Annotated in this window: 17 protein-coding genes; 9 read left to right on the top strand and 8 right to left on the bottom strand. The window is 71.8% G+C overall.

Annotation, left to right across the window (positions count from 1 at the left end):
• Window positions 1-448: 448 nt before the first annotated feature.
• Window positions 449-898 (top strand): PTS glucose transporter subunit IIA, encoded by a 450-nt coding sequence (locus AB0M39_RS31360; protein WP_365369672.1) that lies wholly within the window; start codon window positions 449-451, stop codon window positions 896-898.
• Between the two features lie 80 nt (window positions 899-978).
• A complete protein-coding gene (ptsP, locus tag AB0M39_RS31365) occupies window positions 979-2,649 on the top strand; it encodes a phosphoenolpyruvate--protein phosphotransferase (protein ID WP_365369674.1) in 1,671 nt (556 codons plus the stop codon).
• 71 nt (window positions 2,650-2,720) lie between these two features.
• On the opposite strand, the gene AB0M39_RS31370 is transcribed toward ptsP, so the two are convergent.
• A complete protein-coding gene (locus tag AB0M39_RS31370) occupies window positions 2,721-3,584 on the bottom strand; it encodes a hypothetical protein (RefSeq protein ID WP_365369728.1) in 864 nt (287 codons plus the stop codon).
• 166 nt (window positions 3,585-3,750) lie between these two features.
• Window positions 3,751-5,025, bottom strand: coding sequence for an MFS transporter (locus AB0M39_RS31375; RefSeq protein ID WP_365369676.1), 1,275 nt, complete (start codon window positions 5,023-5,025; stop codon window positions 3,751-3,753).
• 45 nt (window positions 5,026-5,070) lie between these two features.
• Between AB0M39_RS31375 and AB0M39_RS31380 the strand changes: the two genes are divergently transcribed.
• Window positions 5,071-6,390 (top strand): aminotransferase class I/II-fold pyridoxal phosphate-dependent enzyme, encoded by a 1,320-nt coding sequence (locus tag AB0M39_RS31380; RefSeq protein WP_365369678.1) that lies wholly within the window; start codon window positions 5,071-5,073, stop codon window positions 6,388-6,390.
• A 43-nt stretch (window positions 6,391-6,433) separates the two neighbouring features.
• On the opposite strand, the gene AB0M39_RS31385 is transcribed toward AB0M39_RS31380, so the two are convergent.
• Entirely contained in the window at window positions 6,434-8,410 is a 1,977-nt protein-coding gene (locus tag AB0M39_RS31385) for an acetoacetate--CoA ligase (RefSeq protein ID WP_365369680.1), read from the bottom strand.
• 216 nt (window positions 8,411-8,626) lie between these two features.
• Here AB0M39_RS31385 and AB0M39_RS31390 point away from each other — a divergent pair, with 216 nt between their 5' ends.
• The gene (locus tag AB0M39_RS31390; protein WP_365369682.1) at window positions 8,627-10,984 is read left to right on the top strand and encodes a glycoside hydrolase family 31 protein; all 2,358 of its coding nucleotides are present in this window, start codon (window positions 8,627-8,629) and stop codon (window positions 10,982-10,984) included.
• 124 nt (window positions 10,985-11,108) lie between these two features.
• Here AB0M39_RS31390 and AB0M39_RS31395 read toward each other — a convergent pair whose 3' ends face one another.
• Entirely contained in the window at window positions 11,109-11,612 is a 504-nt protein-coding gene (locus AB0M39_RS31395; RefSeq protein WP_365369684.1) for an NUDIX domain-containing protein, read from the bottom strand.
• Between the two features lie 60 nt (window positions 11,613-11,672).
• Between AB0M39_RS31395 and AB0M39_RS31400 the strand changes: the two genes are divergently transcribed.
• The 5 genes from AB0M39_RS31400 to glpK all read left to right on the top strand — a co-directional run bounded on the left by AB0M39_RS31400 (window position 11,673) and on the right by glpK (window position 17,153).
• Window positions 11,673-12,554: a M15 family metallopeptidase gene (locus tag AB0M39_RS31400; RefSeq protein WP_365369686.1), complete on the top strand. Its 882-nt coding sequence runs from the start codon at window positions 11,673-11,675 to the stop codon at window positions 12,552-12,554.
• A 213-nt stretch (window positions 12,555-12,767) separates the two neighbouring features.
• Complete coding sequence (locus AB0M39_RS31405; protein WP_365369730.1) at window positions 12,768-13,199, top strand: zinc ribbon domain-containing protein; 432 nt, start codon at window positions 12,768-12,770, stop codon at window positions 13,197-13,199.
• An 8-nt stretch (window positions 13,200-13,207) separates the two neighbouring features.
• A complete protein-coding gene (locus tag AB0M39_RS31410; RefSeq protein ID WP_365369688.1) occupies window positions 13,208-14,473 on the top strand; it encodes a lipid-transfer protein in 1,266 nt (421 codons plus the stop codon).
• A 281-nt stretch (window positions 14,474-14,754) separates the two neighbouring features.
• Complete coding sequence (locus AB0M39_RS31415) at window positions 14,755-15,516, top strand: MIP/aquaporin family protein (RefSeq protein WP_365369690.1); 762 nt, start codon at window positions 14,755-14,757, stop codon at window positions 15,514-15,516.
• Between the two features lie 122 nt (window positions 15,517-15,638).
• On the top strand, window positions 15,639-17,153 hold the full coding sequence (gene glpK, locus AB0M39_RS31420; protein WP_365369692.1) for a glycerol kinase GlpK: 1,515 nt from the start codon (window positions 15,639-15,641) through the stop codon (window positions 17,151-17,153).
• 238 nt (window positions 17,154-17,391) lie between these two features.
• Here glpK and AB0M39_RS31425 read toward each other — a convergent pair whose 3' ends face one another.
• Genes AB0M39_RS31425 through AB0M39_RS31440 form a run of 4 tightly spaced genes read right to left on the bottom strand, consistent with a single transcriptional unit; the run spans window position 17,392 to window position 21,924 of the window.
• Entirely contained in the window at window positions 17,392-17,997 is a 606-nt protein-coding gene (locus tag AB0M39_RS31425; RefSeq protein WP_365369694.1) for an ATP/GTP-binding protein, read from the bottom strand.
• A complete protein-coding gene (locus AB0M39_RS31430) occupies window positions 17,978-18,529 on the bottom strand; it encodes a DUF742 domain-containing protein (RefSeq protein WP_365369696.1) in 552 nt (183 codons plus the stop codon). Before AB0M39_RS31430 ends, AB0M39_RS31425 begins: the two co-directional genes overlap by 20 nt.
• A gap of 9 nt (window positions 18,530-18,538) precedes the next feature.
• Window positions 18,539-18,994: a roadblock/LC7 domain-containing protein gene (locus AB0M39_RS31435; protein WP_365369698.1), complete on the bottom strand. Its 456-nt coding sequence runs from the start codon at window positions 18,992-18,994 to the stop codon at window positions 18,539-18,541.
• On the bottom strand, window positions 18,991-21,924 hold the full coding sequence (locus AB0M39_RS31440) for a nitrate- and nitrite sensing domain-containing protein (RefSeq protein ID WP_365369700.1): 2,934 nt from the start codon (window positions 21,922-21,924) through the stop codon (window positions 18,991-18,993). Before AB0M39_RS31440 ends, AB0M39_RS31435 begins: the two co-directional genes overlap by 4 nt.
• Window positions 21,925-22,271 lie beyond the last annotated feature (347 nt).

Raw genomic sequence — 22,271 nt, forward strand, 5'->3', positions numbered from 1 at the left:
AACCTCGACTCCACGATGTGGAGACGGGGTATCAACTAATCTGGCGTTGATTTTTGGCACGCTGTTGAGTTCTCAAGGAACGGACGCTTCCTTTGGACCTTTTCCAAGGCCCTCCGGGCGCTTCCCTTCGGTGTTTCCAAACTCTATCAGGCTTTTTCGCTCCTCCTGACCACCACCCTGCGGGCATGCAGAGGTTTAGACCAGTTAGGATCTGCGCTTGATAGACGCTGCCGACCCCCGACTCAACGTCGCGTTGGGGTCAGGCAGGGGTTCGACACTACCGCTCGCCGTGAGACGAGGCAAATCGTTTCCGGTGCTCCCCTAGGTCCGTCAACTAGTAGCTATCAGGCGGAACTAGGACTACTCATGACATACCCTTCAGAACAGTGCGTCAGTCGAGGACAGGCAGTGACGACGCAGCTGCTGAACTCCGCCCCTGGGAGGCCCCATGACCACAGTGACGTCCCCTCTTGCCGGACGTGCCATCGGACTCGCGGCCGTGCCGGACCCGGTGTTCTCCGGCGCCATGGTCGGTCCCGGCACCGCCATCGACCCCGTCCGTGAGCCGTCGGAGGCTGTCTCCCCGGTGGACGGCGTCATCGTCTCCCTTCACCCGCACGCCTACGTCGTCGTCGACGCGGACGGCCACGGCGTGCTGACGCACCTCGGCATCGACACTGTGCAGCTCAACGGCGAGGGCTTCGAGCTCCTCGTCAACAAGGGCGACACGGTCAGCCGCGGCCAGGCCGTAGTGCGCTGGGACCCTGCCTACGTCGAGACCGCTGGAAAGTCTCCGATCTGCCCGGTCGTCGCGCTCGAGGCCTCGGCGGAGTCCCTCTCCTCTCTTCGCGAGGACGGCGACGTCAAGGCCGGCGACTCGCTCTTCAGCTGGAAGTGACCCCTGCGCCGTGAAGACGGCGAGTCGGACAGCCATCGCGGCGGCGGAGACCGTCGTCGCTCGAATCGGAGACGGGTGTAATGGAGACAACGCTGCGAGGCGTCGGCGTGAGCCACGGTGTGGCGATCGGCGAGGTACGGCACATGGGCACGGCGGTTCTGGAGCCGCCGGCGAAGCAGATACCGGCGGAGGACGCGGAGCGCGAACAGGGGCGCGCCCGCAAGGCCGTCGAAGCCGTCGCCGCCGACCTGATCGCTCGGGGCAATCTGGCGGGCGGCGAGGCGCAGGCCGTGCTCGAGGCTCAGGCGCTCATGGCGCAGGACCCGGAGCTCATGGCCGACGTGGAGCGGCGCATCGTCGTGGGCAGCACCGCTGAGCGTGCGGTCTACGACGCGTTCGCCGCCTACCGGGCCCTGCTGGCGGGCGCCGGCGAGTACCTCGCCGGCCGGGTCGCGGACCTGGACGACGTGCGGAACCGGATCGTGGCGCGGCTGCTGGGCGTGCCGATGCCGGGTGTGCCGGACAGCGACGAGCCGTATGTGCTGATCGCGCGGGACCTGGCTCCCGCGGACACCGCGCTGCTGGACCCGACGCTGGTGCTCGGGTTCGTCACGGAGGAGGGCGGGCCGACCAGCCACAGCGCCATCCTTGCGCGGGCGCTCGGGGTTCCCGCCGTAGTGGCGCTGCCGGGCGCCGGCGAGATCGCCGAGGGCACGCTGATCGCGGTCGACGGCAGCACCGGCGAGCTCTTCGTCGAGCCGAGCGAGGAGAAGCGGACCCGGCTCGCGCAGGCCGCGGCCGAGCGCAAGGCCGCGCTGGCCGCGTCGAGCGGGCCGGGCGCGACCTCGGACGGGCACAAGGTGCCGCTGCTGGCGAATGTCGGCGGTCCCGCCGATGTGCCGGCCGCGGTGGAGGCCGGCGCCGAGGGCGTGGGGCTGTTCCGTACGGAGTTCCTCTTCTTGGACGACAGCAAGCAGGCGCCGTCGGAGGAGAAGCAGGTCGAGGCGTACCGCAAGGTGCTGGAAGCGTTTCCCGAGGGCCGGGTGGTCGTGCGGGTGCTGGACGCGGGGGCCGACAAGCCGCTCGACTTCCTGACGCCCGCCGACGAGCCGAATCCGGCGCTGGGTGTGCGCGGGCTGCGCACCCTGCTCGACCACCCCGAGGTGCTGCGGACCCAGCTGACCGCGCTGTCCAAGGCGGTCGAGGGTCTGCCGGTCTACCTCGAGGTCATGGCTCCGATGGTGGCGGACCGCATCGACGCCAAGGCGTTCGCGGACGCCTGCCGGGAGGCTGGGCTGAAGGCGAAGTTCGGCGCGATGGTGGAGATCCCGTCCGCTGCTCTGCGTGCGCGTTCGATTCTTCAGGAGGTGGAGTTCCTTTCGCTGGGGACCAATGACCTCGCTCAGTACACGTTCGCCGCCGACCGGCAGGTCGGTGCGGTGTCGCGGCTGCAGGACCCGTGGCAGCCAGCGCTGCTCGACCTGGTGGCGCTGGCGGCCGAGGCCGCGAAGGCCGAGGGCAAGAGCTGCGGCGTGTGCGGCGAGGCCGCCTCCGATCCATTGCTGGCGTGTGTGCTCACCGGTCTCGGTGTCACCTCTCTGTCGATGGGCGCGGCGTCGCTTCCCTATGTACGGGCGACGCTGGCGAAGTACACGCTGGCCCAGTGCGAGCGGGCCGCCGCCGCGGCGCGGGCCGCGGACACCGCCGAGGAGGCGCGGCTGGCCGCGCAGGCGGTGCTCTCCGGCGAGTAGGGCGGGCAGCCTGAAAAGTGGGTGATCGATGGGGCTTCCCGCCGGGGACGGCGGGAAGCCCCATCGGCGTTTCAGCAGTGGCCCTCCGGATCGTCGCCGGTGACGGGGAAGCCCGGGCAGTACTCGACGCCGGGCTCCGGGGAGAGCGGTTCGCCGGTGGCGGCGTCGGTGCAGTAGGCGCTGAACACCTCTCCCGCGGTGAGCGGGCGCAGACGGCCCTGGTCGAGCCGCCAGCCGTGGAGGCGGTCCGGGGCGTCCTCGGCGGTGGTGCGCAGGACGAGCCCTCCTGCGGCTTCGAGTGCGAGGCCCGCCGCGAGGACGGTGACGAACTCCGCGCCCTCGGCTGCGTCGAGGCGGGCCGGTGCGGCGGTCGGCCCGTCTGCGTGGAGCACGGCGAGGAGCTGTTCGTCGGGTCCTGAGACGCTGCAGACCAGGTGGTGGGTGCCGGCGCCGGCCTTCTCCAGGACGCGCATCAGGATGCGGGAGGCGCTGTCGAAGGCGGCTCGGCCGATGTCCTGTCCGCAGTCGGCGCACTGGCCGATGTCGGCGAGGAGCATCGTGGCGTACTCCCAGGTGGCTTGGCGCACAGCCATGGCGATGAGCTCCGGCAGGAGGCTGCGCAGCGGCTGTCCGGTGTAGCTGAGGCGGGCGCCGCGGCCCGCGAGCTCGGCGGTGAAGCGGCTGCGGCTGGCTGCGCTGTCGGGGTCGAGGCCTGCTTCGTCGCAGAACTCGGCGAACTCGTCGGGGTCGAACAGCGCGACGGTGGTGTGGAGTTGCTGCGCGGCGAGCGTTCTGAGCAGGGCTTCAGCCTGGCGGAGATAGGTGGTGTGGTCGTCGAAGGCGAACGACTCGTACCGCCGCATCGCGGTGAAGTCCTGCTCGTCGGCGAGGAGGCCGACGGTGGCGGGGACCTCTCGGCGCAGCCTGTGGCGCATGGATGCCGTGCTGTTGGCTCGCCGGGAGCGCGGGGACCGCTTGGGCGGCCTGGACTGCTTCTGGTGCTTGGACTGGTGGGCCGGTGTGGACTGCGGTGTCTGCTTGGACTGTTGGGACCGCTTGGGCTGCCGTGCGTTCGCCATGTCTCCCCCTGCGTTCTGTCGACTACTTGTGACTCACCGTAGCCGGGGGCACTGACAACGCGGGTACGGGCAGGTGGTCGCGGACGAGCCGGTGCTGGGCGAGGCAGGTCGCGGCCAGTCCGGCGCCGAGCAGCGCCCAGCCGGCGGGGCCGGCCGCGATCACGGCGGTCATCACCAGCGGGCCGATGCTGCGCTGGGACGCCTGGGCCAGGCCGTGGGCTCCGAGGTACGCGCCTTGGGCCTCGTCGGGGGCGAGGGCGAGGGAGAGCTCCCAGGACACGGTGGCGTGCAGGATCTCGGCCAGGGTCAGCAGTGCGGCGGCGGCGACCAGTGCGGCGGTCGCGATCCAGGCTCCGTGGACGGCGGACAGGCTCATGGCGAGGGCTCCGGCCGCGAAGGCCGCGGCGAGCGGCAGCAGGAGCCGGACGGCGGCCTGCGTCGTGGCGCCGTAGCGGGCGAGGGGGATCTGGAGGGCGACGACCATGACGTTGTTGAGGACGAGCAGCAGGGGGGCGAGGCCGTGCGGGGCGTCGGTGGCGTGGACGATCCATAGCGGGAGTCCGACCTTGAAGACGGCGTCGTCGAGGAAGAGGACCGTCTCGCTCGCTGTGTAGAAGAGGTAGGTGCGGTCGCGCCAGGGGCTGGCGGGTCTCGCCGCGGGGGCTCCTGCGCCGGAGCCGGTGACGATCCGCGTCGGGGAGGGGGCTTCGCCGCACCGCAGGGTGAGGAGGGCCGCGGCGAGCGAGGCGACGGCGTTGCCGACGAGCAGGGACTGGTAGGCGAGCGTGGTGCCGATGCCGAGGGCGGTCGCGGCGGCGAGGCCGCCTATGGCGAAGCCGCCGTTGGAGACGGTGCGGTTGACGGCCTGGTAGCGCACGCGGTCGGGGCCGGTGATGCGGGCGGCGTACAGCTTGGTGAGGACGTTCGCCGCGCGGTCGCCGACGCTGGCGACGGCGGAGATGCCGATGAGCAGCGCGTAGTCGTCGGTGGCGAGAAGGGCGAGGCCGGCCGCGGCGCGTTGCACCTGCATGGCGATCAGGACGCGGGTGAGAGGCAGCCGGTCGGCGATACGGCCGGCTATGGGCGCTCCGGCGATGCCGATGCCGGCGGAGACGGCGACGAGGATGCCGACCTGGGCGACGGAGAGGCCGGTGACGTAGGTGAAGTACAGGGCGGCCGTCGCGGCCCATAGTCCGGCGCCGGTCTTGTCGACCAGGGCGATCCAGAGCATCCGGCGGCCGTCGAGGCCGCCGGGGATCCGTTCCTTGAGTGCTGCCCGGCGCTGGTACAGGCTCACCGTTCCCCCTTGACGCGAGTTATGTATTGATACATAGTCAGCTACGTGGCAGCACAATATTCGATCAGCGGCACGACCGCTAGGACAATCGCCGCGTCCGTCGAACGGGCGGTGGCGGAGGGCGCGTTGGGGCCGGGCGACGCCTTGCCGCCGGTGCGCAGGCTGGCGGACGACCTCGGGGTCAGTCCCGGCACGGTCGCCACCGCGTACAAGGAGCTGCGCCGGCGCGGGCTCGTCGTCACGCGCGGGCGGGGCGGGACGGTGGTCGCCGCGGCCCCCGCCGTCACCTCGAGGCGGCCCCCGAGGGTGCCCGAGGGGCTGCGGGACCTGGCCGGCGGGCATCCCGACTCGGCGTTTCTGCCGGATCTCGTTCCGCCGGCGCGGCTCTCCCCCGGGGCCCGTTCGCACCGCTCGTCGCCGCGGCTGCCCGAGCTCGAGGAGGCGGCCAGGGCGTGGATGGGCGGGGAGGGCGTGCCGGTGGAGCACGTCACCTTCGCGCACGGCGCGCTGGACGGCGTGGCGCGGCTGCTCTGCGTCGAGCTGCGGCCCGGGGACGCGGTGGCTATGGAGGACCCCGGGTACCATCATCTGCTCGATCTCGTACAGGCGTTGGGCCTGCGATCCGTGCCGGTGGCAGTGGACGACGAGGGCATGCGGCCGGACGCCCTGGCGACGGCGCTACGGGCGGGTGCGCGGGCTGTCGTATGCAGTCCGCGGGCGCAGAATCCGTACGGGGGGTGCTTCTCGGCCGAGCGGCGCGACGCGCTGCTGGACGTGCTGCGCCAGGCGCCCGAGGTGCTGACGGTCGAGAACGACCATGCGTCGGACATCGCCGACGCGCCGCTCAACTCGCTCGCCGCGGGCGGTCTGGAGCGCTGGGCGCATGTGCGGACCGTCACCAAGTTCCTGGGGACGGACCTGCGGTGGGCCGCGATCTCCTGCGATCAGACGACGCTGGCGCGGCACGACGGACGGCTGCTGCTGACCTCCGGCTGGATCAGCCATCTGCTGCAGCGGACCGTGCTCGGGCTGATGGCCGATCCGCACACCACGACGCAGGTGGCTATGGCGCGCGCCGCCTATGGAGAGCGGCGGCGCGCCCTGATCGCGGCGCTGGCCTCCCATGGCGTCCGGGCACACGGTGTGAGCGGGATGAATGTGTGGGCGGAGGTCCGCGACGAGTCCGCGGTCGTCAACGGGCTGCGGTCCAGGGGATGGTGGGTGGCGGCCGGGGCGCGGTTCCGGATCGCCGCCGGGCCCGGGGTGCGGATCACCGCCGCCGGTCTGGAGCCGGCGGAGGCGAGGCGGCTGGCCTCGGACTTCGCCGAGGTGCTGGGCGAGTCCGAGGCCACCTACGGAGGGTGAGAGCGGCTACGGGGAGCTCCCGCGGGCGGGACCGTGCTGCGTCTCAGGCGCGCTTGCGGGCCAGCTCCTCGTAGAAGCTCAGCAGCTCCAGGTTGTCGACGGAGCCCGGGTTGACCGCCTTGGCCAGCGCCGTGCCCTGGAGGAGGCGCTTGACCGGGACCTCGATGCGCTTGCCGGTGAGGGTGTGCGGGACGCCGGGGACCTCGATGATGTCGTCCGGGACGTGGCGGGGCGAGAGCTGCTCGCGGATGGTCTGCTTGATCCGCGCCCGCAGGGCGTCGTCGAGCGTCGCGCCCGGCGCGAGATGGACGAACAGCGGCATCCAGTAGCCCCCGTCCGGCTCCTCCAGGCCGATGACCAGCGACTCCTTGATCTCCGGGAGGCGCTCGACGGCTTCATAGATGTCGGCCGAGCCCATCCGGACGCCCTGACGGTTCAGGGTGGAGTCGGAGCGCCCATGGATGACGACGGAGCCCCGGTCGGTGATGGTGATCCAGTCGCCGTGCCGCCAGACGCCGGGGAACATCTCGAAGTAGCTGTCGCGGTAGCGGCTGCCGTCGGGGTCGTTCCAGAACCGGATCGGCATGGACGGCATGGGGTTGGCGACGACCAGTTCGCCGACCTCGCCGGTCAGCGGCTTGCCCTGGGGGTCCCAGGACTGCAGGTCGGTGCCGAGACAGGCGGCCTGGAGCTCGCCGACGTGGACGGGCAGGGTGGGCACCGCGCCCGCGAAGCAGCTGCACACGTCCGTGCCGCCGCTGACCGACGCGATCCATAGATCGTCCGCCACCTCGTCGTGCAGCCAGCGGAAGCCGTCGGGCGGCAGCGGCGAGCCGGTGGTGGCCACGCACCTGACGCGGGACAGGTCGAAGTCGCGCGCCGGGTGGACGTCCGCCTTGCGGCAGGCCATGACGTACGCCGCTGAGGTGCCGTAGAGGGTGGCGCCGGTGCGCTCGGCGATGCGCCACTGGGCCCCGGTGTCGGGGTAGCCGGGGCTGCCGTCGTAGAGGACCACCGTGGTGCCGGTGAGCAGGCCGGAGACGAGGAAGTTCCACATCATCCAGCCGGTGGAGGTGTACCAGAAGAACCGGTCCTCGGGGCCCAGGTCGCAGTGGAGCCCGAGCTGCTTGAAGTGCTCCAGCAGGATGCCGCCCTGCGACTGGACGATCGCCTTGGGCAGGCCCGTGGTGCCGGAGGAGTACAGCACCCAGAGCGGGTGGTCGAAGGGGACCTGCTCGAAGACGGGCTCCACGTCCCCGGCGGTGACCGCGGACCAGTCGAGCGCGCCCTCAGGGGCCTCGGTGCCGAGCAGCGGGATGTGGACGACCGCGCGGAGCGTGGGCAGTTCGCGGCGGAGCTCGGCGACGGTCTTGGTGCGGTCGTGCTCCTTGCCGCCATAGCGGTAGCCGTCGACGGTGAACAGCACGACCGGCTCGACCTGCTGGAAGCGGTCCAGGACGCTGCGGGCCCCGAAGTCGGGGGCGCAGGACGTCCAGACCGCGCCGACGGCCGCGGTGGCGAGCAGGGCGGCGACGGCCTGCGGGATGTTCGGGAGGTAGCCGCTGACGCGGTCTCCCGGGCGTACGCCGAGGGCGCGCAGTTCAGCGGCGAGCGCGCCGACCTGGCGGCGGAGCTCGGACCAGCTGATCGGCGTTGGCTCATGTGTCTCGTCCACATGCAGCAGCGCCGCGTCATGGGCGCGCGCCGGGTCTTCGGCGGTGCGCAGGGCGTGCTCCGCGTAGTTGAGCGCGGCGCCGGGGAACCACCGCGCGCCGGGCATCGCGGGGTCGGCGAGCACGCGCTCGTACGGCGTGGAGAAGCGCACGTCGAACCACTCGGCGACGGCGGCCCAGAAGGTCTCCAGCTCCTCGACGGACCAGCGGTGCAGCGCCGCGTAGCCGCCCTCGGCGGGGGCGCCGTGGCGCTCGGCGGCCCAGGCCTGGAATCGGGTGACCTTGGCGGCGGCGATGCGCTCGGGGTCCGGCTGCCACAGGGGGGCAGGGTTCGCTGCTGAGGTCATGGGGCGGCTCCCGGATGTTCTACGCGGTGTCGGCGTGTGTCACGCGCACGAGCGGGGTGTGCGCGTGACGCGGCTGACACGGACGATGCCATGTGATCGTCCTTCGCACCAGGGCTCGCCCTCCATGGTCAGGCGCCGGCGTATGTGCTCTCACCACGGGTGAACGGCAGTTGAACAAACCCCGCGCACCCCCAGGCGAGTGGCAGGCTGAGCTGCATGGACGGTCGTGATCTGGTGCGCTCGGTGAAGTTCTTCGGCACGGTGCAGGGTCTGCGGGCGGCCCGCACGGCCTGGCGCCAGCGGCGGAGGGACGCCCGGGGGGTGCGGGCCAGAGGGGCCGAACGGGCCAGGGTGCCGGGTCCGGTGAGCGGCGCCGAGCCGATGCCCGGGGGCGGAATCGTGCGGTTCGCCCGATCTGAGCTCCGTATCCGCGTGTCGGTGGGCGGCGCGGTCTTCTGGGGCTGGGACGGGGCGGAGCCGGAGCCTTCGTACGCGCTCGACGGCACGCCTCCCGAAGCGGATCCGCGGGCTCAGCTGGAGCCGGACAAGGACGGCGGCTGGCGGGTGGTCTCGGAGCGGGTGACGGTGGAGGTCTCCCGCAACGGCGCCGTGGAGATCCGTACGCCCGGCGGCGTCGTCCTGCGCCGGGATCTGCCGCCGCGCTGGTGGGAGCCCGTGCAGGGCGGTCCCGCGCGGTGGCAGCAGCGCAGCGAAGTTCCCTCGGACGCGCGCTTCTTCGGGCTCGGCGGCCGGGCCTCGGGCCCGCGGCTGCGAGAGGGCGTGTACCGGCTGTGGAACACCGATCCCAAGGGCGGCTTCGGCCCGGGCGACGACCCGCTGTACATCACCATGCCGGTGCAGCTCGTGGTCTCGGACGCGGGCACCCATATCGCCTTCCACGACAACACCTGGGAGGGCCGGGTCGCCCTGCGCGAGGGCGAGGAGGGCGCGGGCTCGGGGCACGACCGCATGGGATCCAGCGAGGTGCGGATGAACGGCGGGCCGCTGCGCTGCTGGGTGGTGGCCGGCACGCCCGAGCGGGTGCTGGCCGGCTGGACCCAGCTGACGGGCGCCCCTGCGGTGCCGCCGTCCTGGGCGCTGGGCCCGCAGCACGCGCGCTGGGGCTTCGGCAGCGAGCAGGAGGTCCGGCGGATCGTCGCGGGCTACCGGGAGCACGGTCTGCCGCTCTCGGCGGTCCACCTCGACATCGATCACTATGACGCGCATCAGATCTTCACGGTGGACGAGGAGCGGTTCCCGGATCTGCCGGGGATGGCGAAGGATCTGCGCGAGGAGGGCGTACGGCTGGTCTCGATCGTCGATCCCGCGGTGAAGGCGGAGCCCGGCAACGCGGTGTACGACAGCGGGAGGGCCGCGGACGCCTTCGTCAAGGACGCGCGGGGCCGGGAGGTGCGGGGCGAGGTCTGGCCGGGCGACTGCGCGTATCCGGACTTCACCGATCCGGGGGTGCGGCGGTGGTGGGGCGAGCTGTACGAGGAGCGGTTGGCGCAGGGCTTCTCCGGCGTGTGGCACGACATGAACGAACCGGTCTCCTTCACTCCGTTCAGCGACATGACGCTGCCGCGCTCGGCCCGGCACGAGCTCGAGGGCCGCGGCGGCGATCACCGGGAGGCCCACAACGTCTACGGGCTCGCTATGGCGCGCGCCGGGTACGAAGGGCTGCGCCGGCTGCGGCCGGACGAGCGGCCGTTCCTCTTCTCGCGCTCGGGCTGGGCAGGGATGCAGCGGTACGGGGGCACCTGGTCCGGCGATGTGTCCACCGGCTGGCCGGGGCTGCGCGCCTCGCTCTCGCTGGCGCTCGGACTCGGGCTGTGCGGGGTGCCGTACTCCGGCCCGGACGTCGGCGGCTTCGACGGCAGCCCCTCCCCCGAGCTGTATCTGCGGTGGTTCCAGATGGGGGCGTATCTGCCGCTGTTCCGTACGCACGCCGCGATCGACGCGGGGCGCAGGGAGCCGTGGGAATTCGGTCCCGAGGTGCTTGAGCACGCCCGTGCCGCGCTCGTGCAGCGGGAGCGGCTGCGGCCGTACTTCGTGACGCTGGCGCAGCTGGCCGGGCGCACGGGCGCGCCCTATGCCCGGCCGATGTGGTGGGGGTCGCCGCAGGACCGGGCGCTGCGCGACTGCGAGGACGCCTTCCTGCTCGGCGACGCGCTGCTGGTCGCGCCGGTGCTGGAGAGCGGCGCGGACCGCCGGGCGGTACGGCTGCCGCGCGGACGGTGGTACGACACGGCGACCGGGCAGGCGTACGACGGTCCTGGGCAGGTGCTGGTGGACGCTCCGCTGTCGCGTATCCCGGTGCTGGCGCGGGGCGGCTCGGTGATTCCGGTGCGGGGCGCCGACGGCAGTGTGGAGCTGGAGGTGTGGGCGCCTGCGGTGGGCCGTACCGGCGGCGGTCTGCATGTGCCGGACGTGGGCGACGGCTGGGAGCGGACCGAGGTCGAGCGCTATAGGACGCGGCTGGTGGACGGGCGCGTCTCGGTGAAGCAGGTCAAGGGGGACGCGTCGGCTCCGCCCCGGTGGCGGGTGCGGGTGCGGGGCGGGGGGACGGGGTGAGTCCCGGGCGTTCGCGGGGTGCGGCCGGCGGGGCTCCGGTGCGTCGCCCTGCCCTCCCGCCGGGTGTGCGCGAGAGGCTGCTCAGCTATACGCGTGGGGCGTGCTCGGCTCGCGGGGGACGCGCTCAGCTATAGAGGCCCGTGAACCAGTTCCGTGCCGCGATGGTGTGCAGCGGGAAGGCCAGCTCCGCCGGAGAGCGCAGCAGATGCCAGCCCTCCGTCTCGTCCGTGGGCGCGGAGGGCGGCAGTTGGGCCGCGTCGCGCTCGGGCAGGAGGCCGAACAGGAGGAGATGGCCGAACGGCGAGCTGAGCGCGTCGGCCAGCCGGACGTCCTTGCGCTCCGCCTCGATGCCGGTCTCCTCTTTCAGCTCCCGCACGACCGCGTGCTGCCACTCCTCGCCGTGGTCGATGAAGCCGCCGGGGAGCGCGACGGAGCCGCGCTGGGGCTCGATGGTGCGCGTGATGACGACGAGGCCGAGACCCTGCGCGTCACGGGCGGGCTGCAGCGCGACGGCGACGGGCAGCGGATTGCGGTACGCCGTGTCGCCGCAGGCGGGACACGTACGGGGCCAGTCGGCGACGGGGCCGTAGGGCGCTCCGCAGTTGCCGCAGTGAGAGTCCTTGGGCACGCGCGGACTGTATCCGATCACCCTTTCCCGCGGGGCCCGGAACTGGTAAACGGTTTGCGCATGACAGGACTTGGCTCCGCATTCCGCACCCTCGCCGCCACCGCTGCCGCCCTGCTCGTCGCCACTGCCGCGACGCAGCCCGCACAGGCCGGCACGGCGGCGCGATCCGGCACGGCGACGCAGCCCGCCCCAACGACCATGGCCCCGCCGTCAGGCGCGGCCGCCGCGTCCGAGCCGCGTGCGCCGAAGGAGTTCGTGGCGCTGCGCGCCGTGGCCCCGACGATCATCCAGGAGATGCGCTACACGACCGGGCACACCTTCCTCGGCGAGCGCGTGGACGGCTACCGCCAGCCCCTCTGCATCGTCACCCGCCCGGCCGCCGAGGCGCTGCGCAAGGCGCAGCGGACGCTGCTGCGCCAGGGCTACTCGCTGAAGGTCTACGACTGCTACCGGCCGCAGCGGGCCGTGGACCACTTCGTCCGGTGGGCCAAGGACCTGGAGGACGAGGCCATGAAAACGGAGTTCTATCCCCAGGTCGACAAGTCGAGACTGTTCGAGGACGGGTACATCGCAGAGAAGTCCGGGCACAGCCGCGGCAGCACGGTCGATGTGACGATCGTGAAGCTGCCGGCGCTGCCGACCAGGCCGTACGTCCCCGGCGAGCGGCTCGTACCCTGCCACGCGCCCAAGTCCGAGCGTTTCCCCGACAATTCCGTCGACATGGGGACCGGTTTCGACTGCTGCGACACCCTGTCCCACACCGACGACCCGAGGATCCAGGGCACGCAGCGCGCCAACCGGCAGCTGCTGAAGAGCACGCTGGGCGCGGTCGGGTTCGTGAATCTGCCGGAGGAGTGGTGGCACTTCACCTACAAGCCGGAGCCGTTCCCGGAGACGTTCTTCGACTTCCCCGTCGCCTGGCGCTCCCTCGGCGGGCGCTGAGCTCGTAGCGAGAGGGAACGGGCGGCCGGGACCACCCCCGTGGGCTCCGGCCGCGCGTTCCCTCATATCGGACGCGGCAGAGGCGTATCCGGTTCTCCATGGGCTCGCCCGATTCTCCGGCCCGTGGCACACTGCTGCCATCACACCTGACGAACCGTCAGATAGATGCCGTCAGATCTTCGTGTCCGGGGAGGGACCGTGAGGCGTACGCCCGTGGTGGCCGGCTGGTTCACACAGGACGGCGGCGAGGAGGACTTCCGACTGCTCGGCACCCGCTGTCTCGCCTGCTCGTCGGTGTTCTTCCCACGCGAGGACTCCCACTGCCGCAATCCGGCGTGCGCGGGCGGGGAGCTCGCGGAGGTCCCGCTCTCCAAGCGCGGCCGGGTGTGGTCGTACACCGACGGCCGCTATAGGCCGCCCGCTCCCTATGCCTCCGATCCCGACGCGCCGTGGGAGCCGTACACGCTCCTCGCCGTCGAGCTCGAGGCGGAGCGGATGGTGGTGCTGGGGCAGGCGGTCCCGGGGGTGAGCGTCGGGGATCTCGCCGTGGGGATGGAGGTCGAAGTCGTGCCGGGGGTGCTGAACGAGGACGGGGAGACGGCCTGGACGACCTGGCGCTGGCGGCCCGTGGGGGCGGCGTCATGAGCGCGCCCATGGACTCAGACGGCGCCGTGAGCACGGCCGGCGGCGTGGGGGGCATATCCAGCGGCGCGGGGGGCACGGCGGCTCGCGACGTCGCGGTCCTGGGGGCTGGGATGCACCCCTGGGGCAAATGGGGCCGCAGCTTCGTCGAGTACGGCACCACGGCGGCCCGGGCCGCCCTCGCCGACGCCGGACTCGACTGGCGGCAGGTCCAGTCGGTGGTCGGCGCGGACACCGTGCGCTGCGGGTACCCCGGCTATGTCGCGGGCGCGACCTTCGCGCAGGCGCTGGGCTGGCAGGGCGCGCGCGTCACCAGCGTCTACGCGGCCTGTGCCTCGGGCGCGCAGGCCATCGGGGCCGCCCGCGCCCAGATCCTGGCGGGCCTGTCCGACGTGGTCCTGGTGGTCGGCGCGGACTCGGCGCCCAAGGGCTTCTTCGCCCCCGCCGGAGGCGACCGGCCCGACGATCCGGACTGGCTGCGCTTCCGGCTGCTCGGCGCGACCAACCCGGCGTACTTCGGCCTCTACGCCCGCCGCCGGATGGCCCTCCATGGAGACACGCCCGACGACTTCGCCCTGGTGAAGGTGAAGAACGCGGCGGCCGGCGCGCTCAACCCCAACGCCCGCTACCGCAAGCCCGTCTCCGCCGAGGAGGTGGCCGCCTCCGCCGTCGTCGCCGACCCGCTGCGGCTGCTCGACATCTGCGCCACCTCCGACGGCGCGGCCGCGCTGGTGCTCTCCAGCATGGAGTTCGCGCGCCGCCACGGTGTCGCCGCGGACCCGGTGCGCATCCGGGCGGTCTCCACCGTCACCCCGGTCTACCCGAGGACCGTGCTCGACCTCCCGGACATCGCCACCGACTCGGCCGCGGCGACGCCCACGCCCGCCGCCCGCTCCTTCCGGGCGTCGATCGCCCAGGCCGCGTACGAGGAGGCGGGCATCGGCCCCGAAGACCTCTCGCTCGCCGAGGTGTACGACCTCTCCACCGCCCTGGAGCTGGAGTGGTACGAGGACATCGGGCTCTGCGAGCCGGGCGGGGCGGCCAAGCTGGTGCGCGAGGGCACGACGGCCCTCGGCGGGCGCGTCCCCGTGAACGCCAGCGGCGGACTGGCGTCCTTCGGGGAGGCGGTGCCGGCCCAGGCCATCGCCCAGGTCTGCGAGCTCACCTGGCAGCTGCGCGGCGCGGCGGGCGAGCGCCAGGTGCCCGGCGCCCGTGCGGGGATCACCGCGAACCAGGGGCTTTTCGGCCACGGTTCAGCGGTCGTCGCCGTCCGCTGACCGACCACCGCGCTCCTCACCACGCCTTACGTTCTCCCCTGCCGTGTCAACACGGCGGCCGTGAACTGGACTTGCTGTCAGCGACCTTGACGACCCATCACGGCCGGTGAACACTGCCTCTTCGTCGGCATCGCCGCACTCGGCACGCTCACCACGCTCGTCACGGACGCCGGGCGGGGGACGGGTTCCCCCTGCCCCGGATCCGTAGCCAAAGCACGCCATGGAGACACGCACCCTGCACGGACCGGGGCCAGGCCCCGGGCGAGGGCATAGGAGCCGCCATGAGCAACGGAGACATCTTCGTCGGTGAGGTCATCGGCACCGCGATACTCATTCTGTTCGGCGCGGGCGTCTGCGCCGCGGTAACGCTCCATCACTCCAAGGCGAAGGCATCCGGCTGGGTCGTCATCGCCTTCGGCTGGGGCTTCGGCGTGCTGGCCGGCGCGTACACCGCGGCGCCGCTGTCGGGCGGGCACCTCAATCCGGCCGTGACGCTGGGCGTCGCCGTGGACACCGGTCAGTGGAGCAAGGTTCCGCTGTACATCCTCGCGCAGATGGTCGGCGCGATCCTCGGGGCCCTGCTCGCCTATCTCGTCTACTTCGCGCAGTTCCAGGCGAACGCGGACAGCAAGAACGCGCAGCCGACCCTCGGGATCTTCTCGACCGGGCCGGAGATCCGCAGTCCGGCGGCCAACCTGGTCACCGAGGTCATCGCGACCGTCGGCCTGGTGCTCCCGATACTCGCCTTCGGCAAGAACGACGGGATCGGCATCGGGCAGATACCTGGCCAGGGAGCCGGAATCTATGGCTCCGGCATCTCCATCCTGCTGGTCTCGCTCCTCGTCGTCGGCATCGGCCTCTCGCTCGGCGGGCCGACGGGCTACGCAATCAACCCGGCTCGCGACCTCGGCCCGCGCATCACCCACGCACTGCTGCCGATCCCCAACAAGGGCACGTCGGACTGGGGCTACGCATGGGTCCCGGTGGCCGGGCCCCTCGTCGGCGGGCTGCTGGCCGGCCTGATCTTCAACGCGGCCTTCTAGGGCCGCTTCCAGGCGGCCCCGCGGCCTCTGCCGCCAGGCCTGCTCGCTCTCCGGGCCGCTATAGGCCTCTCTCTGACAACGGCACTTCGACCAAGGCTCTTCGACCAGGGCAAGGGGACGTCATGACGGACACATTCGTCGCCGCGATCGACCAGGGCACCACGTCCAGCCGCTGCATCATCTTCAACCAGGACGGCGCGATCGTCGCCGTCGACCAGCGGGAGCACCGTCAGATCTTCCCGAAGCCCGGCTGGGTGGAGCACGACGCGACCGAGATCTGGTCCAAGGTGCAGGCCGTGGTGGCGGGGGCGATCGCCAAGGCGGGCCTGCGAGCCGAGCAGCTCAGCGCGCTCGGCATCACCAACCAGCGCGAGACCACGGTGCTGTGGGACCGCGCGACGGGCAAGCCGGTGCACAACGCGATCGTCTGGCAGGACACCCGCACCTCCGCGCTCTGCCACGAACTGGGCGGCACGGACGGACAGGACCGCTTCAGGGACGCCACCGGGCTGCCGCTCGCCAGCTACTTCTCCGGGCCCAAGGCGTCCTGGCTGCTGGACAACGTGCCGGGGCTGCGCGGCCGGGCCGAGCGCGGCGAGATCGCGTTCGGCACCATCGACTCCTGGCTGATCTGGAACCTCACCGGCGGCGTCGAGGGCGGGGTCCACGTCACCGACGTGACCAACGCGTCGCGGACGATGCTGATGAACCTGACCACGCTCCAGTGGGACCCGGCCATCCTGTCCGCCATGGACGTGCCGCAGGCGATGCTGCCGGAGATCAGGTCGTCCGCGGAGGTCTATGGCACAGCGGTCGGCCAGCTCGCGGGCGTGCCGGTCGCCTCGGCGCTCGGCGACCAGCAGTCCGCGATCTTCGGACAGGCCTGCTACGACACCGGCACGGCCAAGAACACCTATGGCACCGGCAGCTTCCTGCTGCTGAACACGGGCGGCCGGCCCGTGCCGTCCAAGAGCGGGCTGATCACCACCCTCGGCTACAAGATCGGCGAAGAGGCGCCGGTGTACTGCCTCGAGGGATCCATAGCGATCACGGGCGCTCTGGTGCAGTGGTTCCGGGACTCGCTCGGCATCATCCGCACCGCGGACGAGATCGAGACGCTGGCTGCGAGCGTGGACGACAACGGCGGCGCCTACATCGTGCCGGCGTTCTCCGGGCTCTTCGCGCCGTACTGGCGCTCCGACGCCCGCGGCGTGATCACCGGACTGACCAGGTACGTCACCAAGGCGCATCTGGCGCGGGCGGTGCTGGAGGCGACGAGCTGGCAGACGCGCGAGGTCGTGGACGCGATGTACCAGGACTCGGGCGTGCAGATCACCACGCTGAAGGTGGACGGCGGCATGACCGCCAACAACCTGCTGATGCAGCATCAGGCGGATGTGCTGGGCGTGCCGGTGATCCGGCCCAAGGTGGCCGAGACGACGTGTCTGGGGGCCGCCTACGCCGCCGGGCTCGCGACCGGGGTCTGGTCGGACCTCGACGAGCTCAAGGCGCACTGGCAGCGCGATGTGGAGTGGTCGCCGCGCATGGACGCGCAGATCCGGGAGCGGGAGTACGACAACTGGCGCAAGGCTGTGGAGCGGAGCTTCGGCTGGGAGGAGGAGGGCGGCCCCTCCTAGAACGGGGTGTCCATGGCGCTCGTGGAACCGGGTGGCTATAGCGCCCGTGGAACCGCGTGCCTATAGCTCGCGTAGAACCGGGTGTCCATGGCGCTCGCGGGAAGGGTCCCGCCGCCCGCTTCCGAGCGCCTATAGAGCGCACGGCCCGTACCCCTGTCGGTGGGGGTACGGGCCGTGTTCTGTTCTGCCGGACTTCGTGCGCACATGCGCGGCTCAGTCGGTCGCTTTCGGTGGCCGCTTAGGTGGTCGCGGGCTCGCGGCGGGCGTCCACGCGGGCCAGGGCGTGCTCCACCACCGAGACCAGGACCTCCTTCGCGGACTCGCGTTCACGCGCGTCGCACATCAGCAGCGGGACCCCCGGATCGAGGTCGAGCGCGGCGCGCACGGTCTCCTCCGGGAACCGGCCCGCCCCCTCGAAGCAGTTGACCCCGACGGTGAACGGGATGCCGCGGCGCTCGAAGTAGTCGATGGCCGCGAAGCAGTCCTCGAGACGGCGCGTGTCCGCCAGGACGACCGCGCCGAGGGCGCCTTGGGCGAGCTCGTCCCAGAGGAACCAGAAGCGGTCCTGTCCCGGGGTGCCGAAGAGATAGAGCACCAGGTCCTCGCGGAGCGTGATGCGCCCGAAGTCCATGGCGACGGTGGTCGTCGTCTTGCTCTCGACGCCCTCGATGTCGTCGACCGGCCGGCCGGCCTCGCTCAGCGTCTCCTCGGTCCGCAGAGGTCTGATCTCGCTGACCGCGCCCACCAGAGTCGTCTTGCCCACGCCGAAACCGCCTGCCACCAGGAGTTTCAGCGTCACTGGCTCGACGGGCGGCGTTCGGCGGCTAGAGCGCCCGAAGACCATTGATCACCTCGCGGAGAATGCTCACATCCGGCAGTTCGGCCGGCGGAACGGGACGGGTTACATGGACCAGTTCGTCCTCGACGAGATCGCCGACGAGGACCCGGACCACCCCGACGGGGAGGTCCAGGGTGGCCGCGAGTTCGGCGATCGACTGGGGGATCTCGCAGCACCGTTCGACGATCTCCACATGCTCCGGTGAGAGCAGCTGATCGCGGCCGGGGTCGTCGGCCGCGGGCTCCGGAACGACCAGGGCGATCAGGTCGAGGCGGTGACGGGTCGCGCTGCTCGTCCGTCCGCGGGTCATCGCGTACGGACGGACTACCGGACCCGCGTCGGCGTCGAAGAAGTGGTGCGGCTGCTGCGGGGGCTGGGCGGCCTGTTCGACGTGCTTCGGGTGCTCGTCGTACGGATCGTGTCCGTCGTACGGGCCGTGCTCGGCGTACGAGGTCCGCTCGGTGTGGTGCTGCGGATCGGCGTAGGGGAGGGGGTCGGAGTGCTGGACCTGTGCGGCGTACTGAGCTGAGTCACTCATGCCGTCCACTCACCCTCCGGCTGACAGACCGGTCCGTGGCGCTGTGGCGAGGTGGGCTCCGACGCGCTTGACCATCAGCGTCATCTCGTAGGCCACCTGGCCGACGTCGGAGTCCGAGTCGGCGAGGACGGCCAGACAGCTGCCGTCGCCGGCCGCCGTGACGAAGAGGAAGGCCTCGTCGAGCTCCACGACCGTCTGCCGGACCCTGCCTGCCTCGAAATGGCGGCCGACGCCCTTGGCGAGGCTGTGGAACCCGGAGGCCACGGCGGCCAGATGCTCGCCGTCCTCGCGGGTGAGGTCGCGGGACGTGCCCGTGGCAAGGCCGTCGCCGGAGAGCACCAGCGCCTTGCGGATGCTGGCCACGCGGTCGACGAGCTCGTCGAGGAGCCAGTTGAGCTCGCCCCCGGCCTGGTCGGTGGGATGGGCGCCTGCGGCGCTGGATGCTGTGGCGTGCGGTGCGGTCATCGACCGTCCCCCTCCGATGTCGTTCGTGGTGCGGTCTGACCGGGGCCGTGGGCCTGGTCGGTGTCTTCGGCCCCTATAGCGCTCGCGGTCCCTGAACTGCCTGCGATGCCGGTAGTGCCTGAAGTGCGTGGAATCCATCCGGACTGTGCCGTCGGCTCGGACGGCGACGGCTGTGCGGCCTGCTCGGCCTCTTCCGCGTTCTGCCTGCGGCCGCGCTGCCAGCCGCGCTGCATGGACGCCATACGGTTGCGTACTTCGTCCGCGTCCCGCTCGAAGTCCCGCGGTGCGCTCGCGGAAGCCGGCTCCTGCGCCGCGCCGCCGCCGGCGCCCTGCCGCAGCTGCGGGGCGAGGCTGGCCTGGCGGACCCGACGGGGCAGCCCGTCGGGCGGGGCAGCGGATCCGCGCCTGGACTCGGGGACCGGCGCGAGAGGGGTCGTCGGGGAGATACCGGCCGTCGGGGCGGGGTTCGGCACCGGCCAGGGCGCGGGGCGCAGGCTCGGTCGCCGGCCGGAGGCGGGCGGAGTCGGCGCCTCGTCGCCGGAGGAGCCACCGGATCGCATCGGTCCGCCGCGCGAGGAGCCCGCGGGGCGCCCGGACGCGGGGGCGGGATGAGAACGGCCCCGCTCGTCGACCCTGCGGCCCCGGTCGGTCACCAGCGTCGGGGGCTTGCGGCGGGGCAGCGGCACCGGCGCGGAGAGCTCCTCGGACGTCTGGTCCAGCGCCTGCTGGTGCTGCTCGTCCGGGGTCTCGCGGCGGCGCTCACGGGCGCGGGCGCGGAAGATCCCGCCGCGTTCGCTCTCCGTGTCCTCGATGTCGGGGATGTCGGCGAGCGGGTCGGCACCGCCGTGAGCGGGCCGGTCGTCGAAGCCCAAGGCGCCGACGGGCGCCTCCAGTTCGACGGGCCCGTCCAGCAGGGTGGCGCCGTTGATCCCGGCGGGGGCCTTGGAGAGGGCGGCGAGCTTGCCGTCGCTCCCCCGGCGTCCGGAGGGGCCCTGGCTCTTGCGGTCCAGCCGGAACCCCGTGCCCTGGGTCTCGGGCGCCTCGGTCAGCAGGGCCGCCGGGATGAAGACGATCGCGCTGGTCCCGCCGTACGGAGACGGCTGAAGCGAGACCCGTACGCTCTGGCGCTGCGCGAGCCGGCTGACGACGAACAGGCCGAGCCGGTCGGTGTCGGAGAGCTCGAACTCGGGAGTCTCCGCGAGCCGCAGATTGGCGTCGAGCAGCGCTTCGGGGGTCATGCCGAGACCCCGGTCGTGGATCTCGAGGGTGAAGCCGTTGGCGACCGCCTCGCCGTGCACCTGCACAGCGGTGTGGGGCGGCGAGAACACCGTGGCGTTCTCGAGGAGTTCGGCGATGAGGTGGGTGAGGTCGGCGACCGCCGGACCGCCGACGCCGATGCGGGGCAGCCGGCGGACCTCTATGCGCTCGTAGTCCTCCACCTCGGCGACCGCGGCCCGTACGACGTCCATCAGCTGGATCGGCTTGCGCCACTGCCGCGAGGGGGCCGCGCCGGAGAGGATCACCAAGCCTTCGGCGTGGCGCCGCATACGGGTGGTGAGGTGGTCCAGGCGGAACAGGTCCGCGAGCTCCTCGGTGTCCTCGGTGCGGCGCTCCATGGTGTCGAGGAGCGTGAGCTGGCGGTGGAGCAGGACCTGGTTGCGGCGGGCGAGGTTGACGAACACCTCGGAGACTCCGCGCCGCATGTCGGCCTGGCGCACGGCGGCTTCCACGGCGGCCCGCTGGAGGGTGTTGAGCGCCTGGCCGGCCTGGCCGATCTCGTCCTGGCCGTACTCGAGCCGCGGCGCCTCGGTCTCCACGTCGACGTGCTCGCCGGCGGCGAGCCGGCGCATCACGCTGGGCAGCCGTACGCCGGAGACCTCGTGGGCCTCCTTGCGCAGCCGGGAGATGTCGCGGACGAGTTCGCGGCCGATGCGGACGGAGACGATGACGGAGACGAGGAGCGCGAGGAAGCCCAGCACGCCCGCCACGCCCGCCTTCACGAAGACGCTATAGGCAGCGGGCTGTACGCGGTCCCGGTAGCGGTGGGCCGCCTCCTCGCTCTCGCGGGCGAGATCGTCCAGAACCGGGGTGGCCGCCTGCTGCCAGCGCTTGATGTCGGAAGCGCCGAGCTGCTCGGCGGGCCCGGTGGCGATGATGCGGTCCTCGGCGTCGCGCAGGGGCGCGGTCTGCGGGCTGTCCCAGAACTGCTCGTAGATCTCACGGTCCTTGGAGGGCAGGACCTCGAGGTTGATCTCGTAGTAGAGGGTGCGGTTGGCGACGACGTCGGAGAGCGCGCGGATCTCCTCGGTCGTGATCTTGCCCGTGGTGAGCGAGGAGACGATCAGCGCATCCTCGCGGGAGAGCATCTCGCGGGCGCGGACGAGACCGACGAGGGCGCGGCCCTGGCGCTCCATCTCGACGTTGTCGAGGGCGTGCAGCGACAGCATGAAGCCGTAGCAGGGGTCGACGATCCGGTTGTACTCCCGCAGCGCCTGGCTGCGGGAGAGGGAGCTCGCCTCGACGGAGCGGCGCAGTGCGTCCAGTCCGTCGAGTGCGTCGAGGAGCGAGTTCAGCTTCTGGGCCGTCTCCGGCCGCATGTCGTCGCGGATGGAGGACTTCTCGACGTTCGCGCGGATCTCGGCGACGGCCTTGTCGGTGGCCTGGCGCTTGCGGCGCAGTTCGGGCAGCGCGTCGGCGGCACGGCGGTCGGCAAGGTAGACGAGGGTCTGGCGGCGCTCGTTCTGGACCTCGTGGACGACGTCCTCGATGGGGTGGCCCACCTGCTCCACTACTGAACTGACGTCCAGCAGCTGGTCGGCCTCGCGGCCGGTCAGCACGGTGGCGAATCCCCAGAGTGCGGTGAGGGAGACGAGCGGCACCAGCAGCAACGCCACGATCTTCCGGCGGATGGACTTCCCGCGAAAGCGCATGGCCTCCCCCTGATCGACCCCCGCTCAGAAGCGGATGGTGCTCCGTCAACAAACGGCGTGAGCCTACTACTGTCACACAGACAACTCGAAGGCACGTCCGGACATTTTTCGACTGCCTCCGGGTGCCTTGATCATGGGTTGTCCTGGTATTCGGGGAGATGGCATTCCGGACGGCCCCGGAGGACTCCTGGCGGCCTGTCACTTTTCGGACTGCGGTAGATGGCTGGAATCCTTCGCCTCTCGGGAATCATCCGGCTCAGCCAATCGTCTTTCTTTACAGGGTGGTTCGCGGCGGGCGGTTCGAGACGTCGCAGACAGAACGCAGAACTCATTCGACTCGGCGGCTC

The organism is Streptomyces sp. NPDC051907 (assembly GCF_040681075.1).
Classification (GTDB): Bacteria; Actinomycetota; Actinomycetes; order Streptomycetales; family Streptomycetaceae; genus Streptomyces.